At 52.8% G+C, this 15,845-nt stretch carries 6 protein-coding genes; 2 read left to right on the top strand and 4 right to left on the bottom strand.

Features of this window, described 5'->3' with window-relative positions; translation table 11 throughout:
- Position 1: 1 nt before the first annotated feature.
- From ACSPJT_RS03820 to ACSPJT_RS03810, 3 genes are all read right to left on the bottom strand, one after another.
- Complete coding sequence (locus ACSPJT_RS03820) at positions 2–1,090, bottom strand: hypothetical protein (RefSeq protein WP_435895044.1); 1,089 nt, start codon at positions 1,088–1,090, stop codon at positions 2–4.
- A 59-nt stretch (positions 1,091–1,149) separates the two neighbouring features.
- A complete protein-coding gene (locus ACSPJT_RS03815) occupies positions 1,150–2,376 on the bottom strand; it encodes a hypothetical protein (protein ID WP_435895043.1) in 1,227 nt (408 codons plus the stop codon).
- Between the two features lie 106 nt (positions 2,377–2,482).
- Positions 2,483–10,882, bottom strand: coding sequence for a tetratricopeptide repeat protein (locus ACSPJT_RS03810; protein ID WP_435895042.1), 8,400 nt, complete (start codon positions 10,880–10,882; stop codon positions 2,483–2,485).
- Between the two features lie 166 nt (positions 10,883–11,048).
- Here ACSPJT_RS03810 and ACSPJT_RS03805 point away from each other — a divergent pair, with 166 nt between their 5' ends.
- The gene (locus ACSPJT_RS03805; RefSeq protein WP_435895041.1) at positions 11,049–13,400 is read left to right on the top strand and encodes a sulfatase-like hydrolase/transferase; all 2,352 of its coding nucleotides are present in this window, start codon (positions 11,049–11,051) and stop codon (positions 13,398–13,400) included.
- Positions 13,401–13,436: 36 nt separating this feature from the next.
- Here the strand turns inward: ACSPJT_RS03805 and ACSPJT_RS03800 are convergent, their stop codons facing one another.
- Positions 13,437–14,210 carry a TSUP family transporter gene (locus tag ACSPJT_RS03800; RefSeq protein ID WP_435895040.1) on the bottom strand — a complete coding sequence of 258 codons (774 nt, stop codon included), beginning with the start codon at positions 14,208–14,210 and terminating at the stop codon, positions 13,437–13,439.
- 61 nt (positions 14,211–14,271) lie between these two features.
- Here ACSPJT_RS03800 and gpmI point away from each other — a divergent pair, with 61 nt between their 5' ends.
- Positions 14,272–15,816, top strand: coding sequence for a 2,3-bisphosphoglycerate-independent phosphoglycerate mutase (gene gpmI, locus ACSPJT_RS03795; RefSeq protein ID WP_435895039.1), 1,545 nt, complete (start codon positions 14,272–14,274; stop codon positions 15,814–15,816).
- The last annotated feature ends 29 nt before the right edge of the window (positions 15,817–15,845 follow it).

The following is a 15,845-nucleotide window of genomic DNA, read 5'->3' as shown; positions in this document are numbered from 1 at the left end:
ACTACTTCGCAAATTTTTCCATGACATCGCCGGAGTCGACCCAAGTGGCGAAGTAGGGCAGGGGAGACTTGTCTTTCCAAGTGAATACGAAAAACGCTTGGTCGCAGATGAACTGGCGCGGTAGGTAGATGATTTTCTTCGGCTTCGGTGGTTCGCCACCGAATGGATCCATCTGACTTTGTGTCTGCACACGCACCTTGGCGCCTTTTTCAAACAGTTCGAAGTTGGTGATCTGACATGCCTTGGCGATGAACCATGGCTCGGGTTCCCCTGAATAATATCGAAGTCCTTGCAGTTGATCGGTGAAGTCAGTGTTAGAGTTGATGTTCAGATGGGGGATTTTCAGTGTGTCTTTTTGATGCAATTGACCGTCACTGAGGCTGCCAGTCGGTCCTGAGAGTGGTGCTTTGATAGCCTCGGTGACGTGTTCGATTGCCATGTCGAATGATAGAGCTCGGTCTGGCCGGTAAATGATCAGTCGCTCTCCGTCTTTGTCGGTGGCAATGCTCAGGATGAATGATTTGCCCCGCTCCTCGTAGCTCAGAACTTTGACGTTGTTACCGAAGCGGCTACTGTGATTTCCGGCAGTGCCGAAAAATGCCACCTTGTGAACTTTTCCGGTGTTGTCCTTAAAATCGAGAGGACTTTTCCGCGACCGGTAGAAGTTCTGTTTGAAATTCAGGTCACGAATCATCACACCGAAGGCGGCATCACCTCTGGCGCTGTTGGGTAATTCGCTCTCCGCCATCGCGAACTTAAACTGCTTCATCACACGATTTCTAACATCATTGGCAAATTCTGCAGTAGCTGGGCCTGCGAAGACAGCGTAACCGCCCTCCGGCATGACCTCGGCTTCTTTCCAGCTGAATGAATCAAGGTGGGTCATCAAGTCATTCGCTGGTGCCACTTTCACCAATTTCCCCTGACGCCGACTGTTGAGCACGTCCCATGACGCCTGAAACAATGGCGACCAGACCAGCGTCTTGCCCGCCTCAGGTAATTGATCAGTTCTTAATACAGCCTCGGTATCAGCTCTGGATGAAATGCAGAGTGCGGCAGCTAGCAGAGTGGTTGTGAAAACGATGCGCATAGACGTGTCTCACATCCTATGCGCAGCGTTGGGTTCGGCAAGATTGGAATGTCACCGGATCATTTTCCTGCTGTTTCTTTTGGCAGGAGTTGTTTGACCCGCTGTTGATAGGCATGGCCAAAACGATCGTGCAGGTATTGCCCCCATTTGCTTTTCTTGGGGTCTTTGATCAGAAACTCCTTCACCATTTTCTGTTCCATGGATGGACGGATGATTTCACTTCTACCGACGATCGTGCGCACGATTTTTTCAGGAGCCGGTTTCACGGATAAAGGAAGGATGTTTTCTGTGTCGCTGCCAGGCATCACCCAGAACACGCGGAGTCCGGGGCGGCTGAAGTAGCTGTCCCACCATGTCTGGATCATTCCGTGTGACTCCTCTGCTGTTAGTCCAGTTCCAGTCAGACCTTTGAACATTTCCTGATAGACAGGGCGATGCCAGTCTGTGTGCTCGCGCAGATCACTTGTTGTGACTTTCATAACGCCAGACGCCGCGAGTCCGTTAGGGATGGAGTGAAAACGTGTAACGCCCTCATTGGTGACCTCATGCACAAACATGAAAGGCACCTTGTCGCTGCTGAGATTGGAAATGGTCAGTGTCTCATTCGTGTCCACGGTGAATTTGATCGGTAGCGGAAAGTTGCCTACACCTCGGTAAAACAGATAGTCCTCATATTGCTCACCGACCTTTAATACATTTGCCTTGGGATTACGTGGTCGCAGCCAGTTGAGGGTTTCACCTGGTTTGAAAACAAGGCCTCGATCGGCTTTGAGGTCTAACACATCAACCTTCCACTCGATCGATCCCGATCTGCTCTCGGAGAAATCAATCCCACCTGCGAGTTTAAACACATCAGATTTCAGGGCGGCGAATGGGGGAATCAGCGAGCTGTCGAAACCGAGGGGCTTTGCGATCTTGGGCACTGTTTCTCCGGCGCTTCGCTCGGGATACCACTGACTGATCGAGCCGCCGTTGAAGCCGACTTTTACCTCTGCCGTGAAAGGCTCATCTGAGTAGAAATAGATCACCGGTGTTTCCATCTTGATAGTGACGTTCTTGAGCGGTCGGATCAGGCCCTTGACCATGCCAGGGCCGCGGTTCTGCATTCCGTCGAGAGCTCGCACGAAAAATGGCAGTCTTTCCTCTTCGTGATGCAGGCCGTTTAGTAGCACCCCGTCAGATCCAGAAACGCTAGTGAATGTTCCCCACTCATGGAGTTCGTAGGCAGAGGCTGAGAGGCAGCTGACACCGAGTGCCGTGACAATGGTTGGAATGGTATTTTTCATGATGGTATGGAGTTTGATTCAGGAAATGAACCTTAGCATAATAAGGCCGGTTTGTGGGGCGGGGAGGACCGAATTTACATGCAATTTACAATGGCTCCCTTGCTCCTCATTTCTTGATCGCTTCTTTGGCCTTAACCCCCTTGCCCTTGCTGCGGCGCAATTGATCGTAGGCTTTGGCATTGTCTTCATTCAGCTGAAGCTGTTTCTTTTGCAGGTTGCCTTTGAAGTCAGGCTTGGCTTTTTCCTGCTGCGCTGCCTGTGGTTCAGCAGGGGATGAGGTGAATTCACTCTGGCTGCGGTAGAAGGCATAGCGTCCCTTGTCGTCGCGGGCGATGACCGTGGGTCGACTGGTGATGTTCTCGGCTTTCCAGACACCGCGCAGATCAGTCTCGCCGGACTTGAACTTGCTGTCTCTAACACCGATGGCTTTGACATGCACATTGTCGAGGTATTTGCCCGTGCCTTGATCGCTGATGTTGACTCGCAGAGATCTGGCAGAGAGATCCTCCTGCACCTCCATTTTCAAGGGGGTGATTAATACCAGCCCAGAGGTGTAGAGATAGTCGCCGCGACAAATTACGAGGTAGGCGCCATCGTTCTTCACCGGCAGGGTGACTGATTTTTCACGGTCTTGGAAATCCTGACCATTGCCGAGTTCGACAGTGAGTTCGTGTTTGGGGGCGATGCCTGCGAGGTTGACATTGGCCACATTACTGAGGCTCTTTTCACGGAGGTAGAGTTTCATCAGATCGACGCGGTAGATCTGCAGGTGTGCTTCCTTGATGTTACGGAAATGCAATTTTAACTCAGCTTTTTCGCCAGACTTGAGGACCTTGGCTTCATCGAGCCTGACCATCTTCTGCTCGAAGTAGGCGATCGATTCTCTAGCATCCGGATAGATTTCCTTCACCCGATCATACCAAGGTGTGGCTTTCAGAGGTTGACCTTTCGCGTGGTAAATTTGGGCGGTGATGTAGGCGGCTAGGTTTTTATCCTCAGACGAACCTTGGGCAACTTCCGAGGCTGCCTTGAGAGCGGCGTCGTAATCGCGTAGCCAGAAACTGCCGAGTGCCTCCATGTAGCGAAAGCTGCCGGCGTGCTTGCTCTCAGGGTAGCGTGTGACACAGGCGTTCGCGTGCTTCACCACTTGCTGGAATTTTTTAAGTGAGAAAAGCACGTTGGCCAAGGTGAAGGCGGCATCGTCTGCCAAGGGACTCTCCGGTGTGGCAAGGAGGAAGGATTCTAACAGTGTGGCCGATTCGCCGATGAGTTGGATCTCTGTGGGGCTGTCTTTCTTACCTTGGCGAGGTTGCATTTTTTTGGCCTCGGGGGACTTCTGGTAGACCTGTTGGGCAAGAGCGAACCAAGCGTTGGCGATAGCGCCTTCGTCAGGGTAGAGCAGCCAGAGTGATTTCTGATAGTCGACAGCATCGAGAAAGCGTCCCTGATCTTCAAGCGCCACACCGATGTAGGTGTCCTTGGCATAACCAGCTTCAATCGTGGCTGTGTAGACCTCAAGGCCACGTTCGTATTCCTTGAGAGTTTGATAGGCTTTACCCACTTTGAGGATCTTGTCGAAAGGAATCACCAAGTCAGGAGAACGTTCGTTGAGGATCTCGAACGACTCCACTAACAGCTTTGCGTCAGGCTGATCGCTGGCGGTTTCCACCCATAGTAGAATACGCGAGTTGTTGACGTTTTCCCAGTCAGGTCGTTCCTTCCGGATCGCCATGATTTCGACTCGGGCCTTTTCGAGCTCGCCTTGTTTGAAATACAAGCCAGCTAACTCGCTGCGTTCGGAAATGTTTTTGACGTAAGCATCTGGATTTTTCTCCTCGGCTCCGATCACGGTGAGCGAGCCAGGCTCTCCATGAACGGAGTCGGCGGGTGTCCGAAGTGGTAACAGCAGGGTAGGGGGCTGTCGCCAAGTTCCAGGATGGCGGGCGATGATGTTGTAAGAAAAGCTACGATGCTTGAACCAGCCATCGAAGGTGATCACCAGGTGATTGTTTTCGATTCTAGCACCGCTGTGGTTTCCTTTCAGAGTGCCGGTCTCGTAAACAAAGCCAGCTGGAATACGCTCGATTAACACCACTTCACGCTCGTTGCTGCGCTGGTGATTGACTGTGAACTGCACGCGCACACGTTCACCTTTGTTCACGGTTTTGGCAGGAGATGTGCCCCAGGAACTCAGGCGCTTGCCTTGGAAGCTGAGTCCCTCGCGGTAGTAGCGGTGGTTGGTGATGCTGAATTTCTCATCGATGATGTGTTTTTCAGGTAAGGGCGCAAAGCCGTTGATCGTGGCGGCGGCGAGAAGACGACCTTTTCCTTCTGTGCTGAAAGTGAGTGTGTTCTTTCCGTCTACTAACAGCTTGGGGTCGATACTGATGTCAGCCATCAGTTTAGGTTGGTCGGTGGTGAATTCCCCGATAGCTTTACCATTCAGGCTGACCGCGATACGCGCATCAGCAGCATCTGCCTTTTCCTCATGGCGGGCCAGCCCGACCAATGCGGCTCCACGATCCAAATCCGAGGTGAATCCACCCGCACCAGCATTGATGAATACCTCATCGAGCAGAACCCCAGTCATTTTATCTTCCGGCATCACTGTAGCTGCTGCAGTCAGGGCGCGCCCGGCAATGTAGGTCCGAGTGCAGAGGATGCGGTTGCTTTTATTTTCCCATTTCTCTGGTTCTACCATCGCAGCTAACAGAGTTTTGGCGTGGTCGGGGCGTTTCAAATTCACGAAGGCTGCGGCCAAGAGGGCTTTGCCTGCATCTCCCAGCTTACCACGTTCGCGGAACAGCCGATTGCAGGTTGAGAAGTCAGCCGCATCCGCGCAGGAAAGCGTGTACTGAACCAGCGATCTGGCGTCGACGTCATTCGAAGCGATCCCTGATTGCTGCTTCTCCAGCCATGTGTGGGCGATGTGCAAGGTAGGCTTATCCACAGTCAGGTTGAGCTTTTCAGCAAGCGTTAGAGCTTCGAATGCCATGGCACTGATACTGAGGTCTCCGGCGCTGCGACCACGAACCGACGGCCAGCTGCCGTCTTTGTTGCGCGTCACGGTCAATTCAGCCGCCAGTTGATTGGCTCTGCTAATCAAGTCGGTCATATCTTCATCACCAAGGCCGATGCGACGGTTGTGATCGATGACAGCGGCTACGGCTAACAGCTTTCCAGCGGCGTGTGCCTGACGGAAGGGGATGCGCGTTCCGCACCATGGCGCTTGAGGAGCGAGTGCCAGATTGCGCAGGGCGGATGGCATGCTGGGCATGATCTGAAGCTTCATTTCTTTTTGTCTGACTGCAGCTGGAAATTCGACAGAGATACTATGTTTTCCTGGTGTTAGAACCACGCTGCCACGATCTGCCACTGGTAGTCCCCAAGGGCGGATGGGTAGGGTGTTAGTGAGTTTGAGATCTTTGTCACCAGTGACTTCCAAGATCAGCGAGTTTGTGGTGGGTACGGCAAAGGCTTTCGTGGTGATTGATTTCGTCGATTCCCCAACCGCAAATTCAAGACTGTGTTTGGACTCGGTAACTGCTTGCCCTCCAGCTTTGGCGGTGAGATTGAGTGAAATGGTTTCAGCTTCATCGGTGTTGTTGCGAGTGAGCAAAATCACAGGAGCTAACTGGTCTCCTTCGATGACTATCGTCGGCGTATGGACATGTAGATCGTAAGGTCGGCGGGTGTGAATGAGATCAACCTGTTGTCCGAGGATTCCGCTATCGGTGGATGCATGAGTGAGAAGTTTCCAGCTGCCGGATTCATCGGGCAGAGGGATTTCCAAATCGTTGCCTTGCTTGCTTACGAACTGCTGACTGAGCGACCAGATGAGTGTTGGCTCGTGAGTATGAAGAGTGTTGCTCACCAGTGAGCGACTTTTGAAGCGGTCGATGCGGCCATCTTGTAGGGAGCTGTCGCGTTTCTCACCGGCTATGCGCATATTGTAGGTATACCAGTTGGCATTGCTTGAGTTGTTGAGGAAACCTCGACCATTCCTATTATCTAACACCGCATCGATGCTGTTTCTGTTTGGGTTGTTGAGGATGGCGTCGATGCTGTTTCGGCTAGTTGCAAAATCGCCGGATCGTAAACCTCCTGTTGCTGTGTTGGATACGTTTCTATTCGAGCCAGCGGGTATACCTGGGATCGTCGTGAACCCTTGCTGGCTGGCGTCGTTGCCGAATGGATCCCCGCCACCACCGTTGCCGCCGGCAAAGGGATCGCCATTTCCTCCTTGTTGTTCCCAGGCACGATCGACCTCGCTCAATAGCCGGGCTCTGGTGTGATCATACGCGGCGCGGTAGTAGTCAGACTGAACCGCCGAGACTCGCTCCAGCCAGCGACGCGCAGCCTTGTTATACTTGTCCGCTTGCAGAACCTTTTGGAACTCATTGGTGGCGAGGTCATATTTACCGAGGTTGAAATAACCTTCGCCCATGTAGAGATGTTTGCGGATTTGATCGACTCGCTGAGCCATCAGGCCAATGGCAGCATTGATGTCATTTTGCGCACGTCGGGCAGGCTGGTTCGGGGCATCAATCAGACGCTCTTCTTCGGCTCGCAGCGCAAGGTTTACCGCAGATTGTGTTCCTTGGTGGCGCAGGCCACAACTGGTTCCCATTGCAAAGCTGGCCAGTCGGTGACTGCGGATGAAGTGATGATCTTCGATGACGCTGTGCTCGTCGCGGTTATCAATCAGCGCGAGCGATACCTCCGCCTCCTGCGGCTGATCGTTACCGTCTAACACTTTCACGTTCACTTTGAGCTTGCCACCGGGTTTGATTTCCTTGTTTTCATCGAGGTCGTCGATTTTTGTCACGACTTTCAAGGTGCGCTCAACGGGCAAGATCTCATCGCTGGAGTAGAACTTGCGGTTGTGCATCGTCATCAAGGCGGCTCTGAAAACCGGTGCATGGCGCTGACTGAGCTGAAGCGTGATAGGGTTCTTGCCTGGTGCAAGTTTCACCACGCGGTATTCCACCAATGAATCAGCTTCAATGCTGAGCAGGGCGTGGCTGGGAGAGTCGAGTCGCGACCAAGCATCGATCTTTGCTTCCCCTCCTTCGCGAAGTTTGTTTTTATCGACTAACAGGCGAAGTTTTTGTCGGCTTTCACTGCCGTAGATCTCAATAAACGATTCGGCTAAGACCAATCGGCCACGAGCATCCGTGCCACGAATTCTGAGGATGAACCGGCCGCCTTGCTCCAAAGTGATCGATTGTTTCGCAAGACCAGTTCCAGCATCCGTTTTCAAGTTGTGAGTTTGCACAATAGTTTCCTGGAGATTGGAAACGGGGAAGGTGGTTGTTTGAGCAGGGTTGTTCACGCTGTTCGGGAGTTCCGGAATATTATCATTGTCCAGAATGGGGTCGCTTTTCCTGACGTGCTGTTTGACCACTTCCAAGGTCAGTTCGCGAGATGTTGGCTTGCCATCGGGGAGCAGGGTTTTGGCGATGATTTCAAATGCTTCGCCTGATGCAATGGTGCCGTGCGAGAGTTCCGCCTCAATGCTGAAACCTAGAGGATCGATGTCCAATATTTGCTGAACCTTGTTTGCCGATTCTGATGGCATGGTGACTTGGAAAGCTGCGACGCTGCCAGATGCTAGCATGCTGGTGTCGAAGTCAAATGTGGCCTTGCCCTCGGCATCGGTGGTGACATCCAGTTGTGTCTTGTTAGGTAGAATGACCTCAACCCGCCGATCGCTTACCGGAGCTCCCCAATGGTAGCGGGCGGTGATCTTGCCGGTGACTTTTTCGTTCGGGGTAGTCCATGTTTTTGGGAAATCGAGTGTCAGAATAACGCGGTTGCGTTGTTGAGTCTTGATAACGATCGTGGTGTTGAATTCGATCGGTTTATCCTTCTCTGTGCGCAAGAGGGTGGCGGTGATCGTGCCGTTGCTCATGCCACGTGGGATGGGGAATTGGGTGGTGAAACTACCATGATCGTTGAGGGTGATATCCGTTTCGTGGATTAGTTTGCCTCCGTTCATGTCGACGCAACGTAACTTCCACTGCCGGTGTTCTTCCGGAGGGATTTGATAGACTCCATTGTTAGGCGTGCGAAGCAGGCCTGAGAGCTGCACCGTGTCTCCAGGGCGATACCACTGCTGTGGGGTATTGAACCACGCCTTATCGAGCAGCATGGGAGGAGCGACTAAGCGGCTCAGGTCGAGATCACAGGTGGCGGCTCCCGATTGCGAGAGTGCAAGCACGCGGAGGTCATTGATTTCAGCCAGCTTTTCTGACTTCAGGTGCAGCACACCATCTTTGCCAGTGCTGCCGGTGGCTACGATCTTACCGCCGTCCGCGATCAAGAGTTTGACATCACTCGCCGGGGCTCCGCCCTGCAGCCAGTCGGTGGCAAAAGCTAACAGCTCATCTCTGCTGGAGCGCACCGCAATGTCAATGTCACTGCGGACGATCACCGTGGTGGAAATGAAGCCTCCACCTTCGACCTTGACCACACAAACACCGGGTTTGTTCCCGGCAAATGGGATACTTATTTTTTTCTCAAGTGGCAGGTATTGTTGATATCCTTCGATGGCGACATCCCACTGTTTATCGGGTTCCACCAGATCGACATCGAGCTCGCTGATGTTGCCTAGTTTGCGGGCCTTGCGGAAATAAGATTCGAGATCGAGCCAGTACTGACGGATGGTGACTTTCTCGATGTTGCGAAGGTTGAGTGTGACGACTGGTTTTTCATCGCTTCGGAAAACCTTTGGGCTGGAGGCGATCAGACGTTTCGAAGTTAGTAAGCTCTGCTGAGCCCGGGCCAACGGGCTGTTGGTTTGTTTGTAAATCGATAGAGCCTTCTCAAGTTCTCCGAGACGTTGCTCGTAAATGATACCGATGTGTTCTCTGGCACGAGTTGCCTGACCTGACTTGGGATATTTGGAAAGCAGTTCGTCCCAGACAGTGATCGATTTTTTGAATAGAGCTTTTTGTTCGGCAATCTGGGCATCAGTCGGACTTTTGATTTCATCCAGATCGAGCGCTAGCTGGTGGGGTATGCGACCTAACAAGAATAAGATTTCTGGGACCTGTTGTGAAATTGGGTGTGCTTTCAGGAATTGGGTCAGTAGGTTGGCAGACTTTTCGGCGGCTGCTGTTCTGTTTTCCTTATCACCGCTGTGAATCTCGCGGATGGAGTGGATCGCTTCTTGGTAGTCGATATCGACCAATCCCTTCTGGCTGTCGGCCCAGCGAGTTCCGTTAGGAAAGTCTTTCGCAGTTTGGTTCCACGCCACCCGAGCTTTTTCAAATTGGTTGAGTTGCAAATGGATTGCCCCGATTTGGTAACTCGCTTCTTCACGATGACGGGCCGCCTTTTCCTGCCGTTTGGCAAATTCCCCACGAGTTTCCTTTTTCAAGGCAACTGGGTTTTCTTCCACAGGAAGAGGATTGTTCAGAAACTCCTGATAAGCGGTGATGGCTTTTTCCTCCTCTCCATGACTGGCCAGCATGTCTGGAATCATGAAGGCGGTTTGCTCTGCGTGGATGTGTTTGGGGAACTTTTTCAGGTAGGCTTTGGCTGTTTCAACCCAAAGAGCTACGTCGTTACTGCGGCCACCCTGCAGACGCATGGCCATGAGTTTCAGCCAGGCCGTAGCAGCTGGGAGAGCGGGTGGAGATTCCAGTTTTCCAGCTTCCATAAGCTCTGTTAGCTCATCCAGATAGCGGACAGCGAGTGGGCGCTGATTACTGCGGTGGAGTGCTTCAGCCATGCGAAACCTCACCTCGCTGCGGTGTTCTCCAGCCGCCGTGGCGGTGGTGTTTTTTTGAAATGTGAGCCGCTGCTGGCTCTGCATTTCTCCGCGCCAAGTAGGATCGTGGAGTGAGAGGTAGCTTGCAGAATCCTGGATGACCTGAGGCCAGTTCCCGAGATGCCCGGACATGCGAACCATTTTAAAATGAGCTAGTTCTCTGAGTTTGGCAGAGCACTGCAGGTCGAGCACTTCCTTGTAGAGGTTATACGCTTTTTGGAAATCCGGCTTGGGCGCATCAAGATCTTCGGGTGCAGGGATCTTCGCAAAAATGTCGGCAAATCCCAGCAGGCTATTGGCCACCTCGTCCTTGCGATTTTCTGAAAACAGTCGATTCGATTCGTCTTCGTAAATCTTGAGGGCTGCCTGGTAATCACCCCGTGCTGCCAAGCTATGTGCCTTGAGGAAATTCGCCTTATGTCTCCACTCGCTTGCTGGAAATTGTTGAGTAAGCGCGTCGCAGGTGTTTTCTGATTCCGCATGTTGCTTGTTGAAATACAGAGCCCGCGCTTTCAGCAGCATGAGCTGGTCTTCGGAGGTGGCTGCATCCTTTTCAGCCAGCGCAGCCAAATCACCGGAGAGGATTTTCAACGCTTCCGGATATTGTTTTGCCCGGATCAACTCGGCAGCTTGGGCGGCTTGAGAAGGGTTTTCCTGCGCATGGATGAGTGCGGTTCCCGCTATTAAATGTGCGAAAAAGAGGCAGATTCCGAATTTGAATGTTCTCATGGTGGTGGGTCAGGGGCTGGTTAACAAGATCACAGCTACCATGAAGTTATTAGTAGCTGATGCCGAGAGGGAATTGTGTAAATCGTTTGTAAAAAGCAGGGCGTGTATTTTAGTCAGTCATGACAGACTTGCCAAGCTGACTGACTCTTGCTAAGGCGAATCCGCAATGCACCTAGGTAACTCACGAAAGAAAGAACAACGCTTCCACTGGCAGCACCTGCTGGCTTGGTTGGGTGGGATTCTGTGTGCCATGGTGCCGTTTTTCGGTTCCTGGGAAATAGGTGCCATGCAGATCCCCATGCGCCACGGCCCCGGCAACTTCGGGTTCAATCTGCTGATCGCCACCGGACTTTGCACCTTGGGGGGGATTATAGGTGGTTACTGGTGGCGTTTTTGTAAGTGGCTGCTGGGAAATAGGGACACAGCTCTGACCTTGGTGACTGTTTTGTTGTGTGCCGCCGGTTTACACGCAGTAGTAAGCGAAGCTCTGCACGATTATTTTATCTATCTCGTCGGCGGTATTCTGCTGCTGGGTTTGATCCTCGCCTTTGCTCTCAAGGATAAAACAAATCGTGATTGGCCGGATTTTGCTGATTTTATCGCATGGCTTCGCGAACGCAGCCGCCTGAATGCAGTCTTTTTCATCCTTCTTTTTCTCGTTATTGCAGCCAATAACGTGATTCTTATTCTCGGCCTTGATGTCAGTATGGGGGCGAAAGTCAGCGCGATGATTGGTCGGCTCCTGATGAGCGGCACCATTGCGGGGGTGCTCTACCTGCTGAGCGAACTGACCATGCGTGCTGCTCCGAAGTATTTCCGCTGGGCCCCATGGGTGGCACTGAGCTTGGCTCCGTTGATCGTAATTTCTGACCAATGGATGGGTGTGGCTTTAGGGCGTCGTTTTATCGAGTTTGTCAACGGCCTCACGGCCTCGGGTGACTTTAATCCAGCGGTGGAACTGGCTGCGAGCGGCCTTGATGTTGGTCCGGTGGGGGCTATTTTGCTCTTGGTGGGGCTTGTTGCCTCGGCCTTGGGTTTGTCTTGGGCGGCGTGGGCCCTTTCCAAACGCTGGGATATGAAAATTTCCGTCGGTGCGGCTCTCTTGATTTCGCTACTCTGCTGGGGTGGGGTGGTTGCCGAACAGGGCATCGGATCGAAGTGGAAAAGCACGGCCACCTGGCAAGCCGAGCACAAGCTCTTCGATCTCAATCTCGGAATCTTCAGCCCTCCGAAAGGGGTGGGGCATTATGCTGTTAGTTTTTACAAGCCAGAAACCGGTCTGGAAAACGAATCGGCTAGCCCCGCAGCAGTAAAGCCGGATGTCTACATCTTCATGATCGAGAGCGCTCGCGCCGATGCCATGAGCGAAAAAGTCACCCCGTATCTCTGGAAGATGCTTCAGGAGGAGTGCCAGCCACTGGGCCAAACATGGTCGACGTCCAATGCCACCCACCTTTCATGGTATGGTTTCTTCCACAGCCAGGTGCCGGTGTTTTGGCGTGGTGCGTTAGAGGATGTTGACGATCGGATGAATTATATGGGAGCACCCGCCCTGCAGTGGATGAAAAAGTCGGGTTACGAGATTCAGGTCCGTGCTGTCTGTGATCTCGGTTACAAGGACTTTGGTCTGTTGAACTTTGGTGGAGGGCACTCGTTGGCAAATATCTGGGAGGATACCGAGCGCGGCACCGACTTCGGCGACATGAATATCCCAGAGCGAGAAGTGGAGACATTCGCGCAATTGCGTGGAGCGGTGCAATCTCGATCTGAGGGATCCGGCTTCTATTTCACCGCCCTCGACTCACCACACTACAACTACTACTGGCACGAAGATTTCAAGCCACCCTTCGACGATTACGAACACGATATCCGATTTCCCTTTAACCCCACCGAAGATCAGGTGCAGCGATATGTGCACCGCTATTGGAACTCGGTCGCTTGGGTCGATCATCAGATCAAAGAGTTCTGCGAGTTTCTTAAAAAAGAAGGACGCTACGACAATGCTGTCATCATAATCACCGGTGACCATGGTGAGGAATTTCAGGAGCAGGGGAGTTGGTGCCATTGTTCCTCGTTGCAGCCGGAGCAAACCCACGTGCCACTGCTGATCAAGTGGCCGAAGTCGATGGGCCGGGGACCAGAGCATCAACAAGCCAGCCACCTCGATGTCATGCCGACCATTCTCCACCTGTTAGGAGTCTCGAGCGAGGGACAGTCGAAAATGGCAGGCCGAAACCTTCTGGAAACCAGAGACGCTCATACAGTAATCTCCACCACTGCCTATGCAGGAAAAAGCGGTGAGACGATGGTGCTTCGGAGAGATGGCTATGTCGCCACCTTTTCTTGGCCTCATTACTGGGAGGCGACGGTGCCCGACGATGTCGTGTTAGAGCGTCTCGAAGGCCCCGACGGTCCAGTCATTTTGTCAGACCCTTCTGCCTACGAAGCCGAGCTGAGAGAAAGATTTCCAGATGCCTTCACCCGCTTCTTTGATAAGTTCGAGGTGATTCAAGACTGACCGTGAACCCTGCGAATGTTTGCTTGGGTTTTATTGTTAGAAAAAGCACAGCTTGATCCCCGCGATCACCGCGAACACCACCACAGTGGCCTCGAATGCGCGCTGAGGGATTTTCACTAGCACTTTCTTGCCGCCAAATACTCCCAAGGCAATCGCGGGGGCGAGCATCAGGTTGGCTAACAAAGTGGAGGGTGTGATCAGATTCAGCCCTGCACCGAGAGGCAGTTTCAGGAAATTGATCGCTAGGAAAAACCGCGCACCCACACCGATTAGCTCCATCTTGTCCATGCGTCTGGAGAGCATGTAAATTTGCATGATCGGTCCCGCCGCATTGGCTAACACAGTGGCGATGCCACCCGTCGCGCCGAAGAAGAACCCAAATTTTCGCGTTAACGCCAGTTTGTAAAATCCGTCCGGATTGAATCGACCTAACAACTGAAGCGATACCATCAACAGAATGATCGCACCGATGATCTTTCGCATCGCGTCATTATCCACGCTGTCCAGCACCCAGACACCCAGGCCCATACCGATCAGTGCCGGCCAAGTGAGTAACCAGACGGATTTCCATGAGGCGTATTTGCGAAATGCCGGGTAAACCAGTAAATCAGCGATGATTAACATCGGGAGAGCAAAGCCCAGGGATTCCTTGGCCCCAAACACATCCGCGAGGATGAAGACTGAGATCAGCGAGATGCCGGAGAACCCCGCCTTCGAAACCCCGATGCAAAATGCAGCCACAGCTGCCAGCATCCACACCGTGGGGTTGTCCGTGATCAGAGCTGGCATGGCGGAAGGTGGGCAGATCATGCATTACTTTTCAAGGATTCGTCATTGGAATTTGGCCGCGCTGAGCTAAAACAAGCCCGCCATGGCAGACAAAAAACCGACAGTGCTCATCATTCGCGACGGCTGGGGTGTAAATCCCGGAGGTAAGAAAACCGCTAAAAAAGAGGGGAACTCCACTCTACTAGCGAAGACTCCTTTTCATGATCAGCTTTTAAAAACCTATCCCAAGGGATTCGTCAGCGCATCCGGCCTTGATGTGGGTCTGCCTAACGGACAAATGGGTAACTCGGAAGTCGGTCACCTGAATCTGGGTGCTGGACGCGTGGTCTATCAAGATCTCACCAGAATCAACAAATCCATCGAGGACGGCGACATCGCTCAGAACCGCGTGCTGAAGACCGCTTTCAATAAGGCGAAAAAAGGCAAAGTGCTGCACTTCATCGGCCTCGTTTCAGACGGCGGCGTGCACTCGCATCAGGATCAGCTCATTGCCATGGCTAGAATGGCTCGTGAGAGCGGCGTTGAAGAGATTTACGTGCACGCCATCACCGATGGACGCGACACCTCACCTACTGCCGGAGCTGGCTACCTCAGCTATGTCGAGGATGAACTCGCCAAGTATGGAGCACGCATCGTCACCGTCATTGGTCGCTACTATGCCATGGACCGCGACAAACGCTGGGACCGCACCAAGATCGCATGGGACGCGATTGTTTACGGCAAAGGCGTCAGCAAGGATATCCTCGCCAGCGAAGCCGTGGCAGAAATGTATGAGCAGGAAAAGACCGATGAGTTCCTGCTGCCCATGACCTTTTTCAAACACAACACCAAACGCGTCAACGATGGCGATGTTGTGCTCTGGTTTAACTTCCGCGCCGACCGCGCACGTCAGCTTTCCGAAGCTTTCCTCACCAAGCCGCGCTTCACCGGATTCAAAACCGGCCGCCGTCCGAATGTTCACTACGTCACTCTCACTGAGTATGATGAAACCTACAAAGTGCCCGTCGTTTTCAAACCTGAGAACCTCAAGAATGTCTTAGGCGAGGTCGTTGCCAAGGCCGGCAAAACGCAAATGCGTATCGCTGAGACCGAGAAATATCCGCACGTCACTTACTTCTTCAACGGCGGAAAAGAAAAGCCGAACAAAGGCGAAGACCGCTACATCGTACCATCGCCAAAAGTCGCCACTTACGATCTCCAACCTGAGATGAGTGCACCCGAAGTCATGGACAAGGTTGTGGAGCAGCTGAAGAACTACGATATGGTTATCCTCAACTTCGCAAACCCTGACATGGTTGGTCATACCGGTATCGTCGAGGCCGCCGTCAAAGCCTGCGAAACTATCGATGAAGGCGTCCGTCGCGTCGTCGAAGAAACTCTGCGTCTCGGAGGAAAACTCATCATCACCGCCGACCACGGTAACTGCGAAAAAATGATCAACCCGGACGGATCCCCGCACACCGCTCACACCACCAATCTGGTGCACGCGATTTATGTCGCTGACGATCACGAAAAATACACTGTCAACGACGGTATCCTAGCCGACATCGCCCCGACCTTGTTAGACATAATGAAAGTCAAACCGTCCGCAGAGATGACCGGCAAAAGCTTGCTCAAGAAAAAGTAAGGCGAGCCAAAGACAGAGCGGATCGCACG

Source organism: Oceaniferula spumae (assembly GCF_042849255.1).
GTDB classification, from domain to species: Bacteria; Verrucomicrobiota; Verrucomicrobiia; order Verrucomicrobiales; family Akkermansiaceae; genus Oceaniferula; species Oceaniferula spumae.
This window is presented reverse-complemented; position numbering and strand designations above follow the sequence as displayed.

Excerpts from the sequence above, each read along its gene's own strand:
- ACSPJT_RS03820 (WP_435895044.1), bottom strand. The coding sequence starts at position 1,090 with ATGCGCATCGTTTTCACAACCACTCTGCTAGCTGCCGCACTCTGCATT.
- ACSPJT_RS03815 (WP_435895043.1), bottom strand. The coding sequence starts at position 2,376 with ATGAAAAATACCATTCCAACCATTGTCACGGCACTCGGTGTCAGCTGC.
- ACSPJT_RS03810 (WP_435895042.1), bottom strand. The coding sequence starts at position 10,882 with ATGAGAACATTCAAATTCGGAATCTGCCTCTTTTTCGCACATTTAATA.
- ACSPJT_RS03805 (WP_435895041.1), top strand. The coding sequence starts at position 11,049 with ATGCACCTAGGTAACTCACGAAAGAAAGAACAACGCTTCCACTGGCAG.
- ACSPJT_RS03800 (WP_435895040.1), bottom strand. The coding sequence starts at position 14,210 with ATGATCTGCCCACCTTCCGCCATGCCAGCTCTGATCACGGACAACCCC.
- gpmI (WP_435895039.1), top strand. The coding sequence starts at position 14,272 with ATGGCAGACAAAAAACCGACAGTGCTCATCATTCGCGACGGCTGGGGT.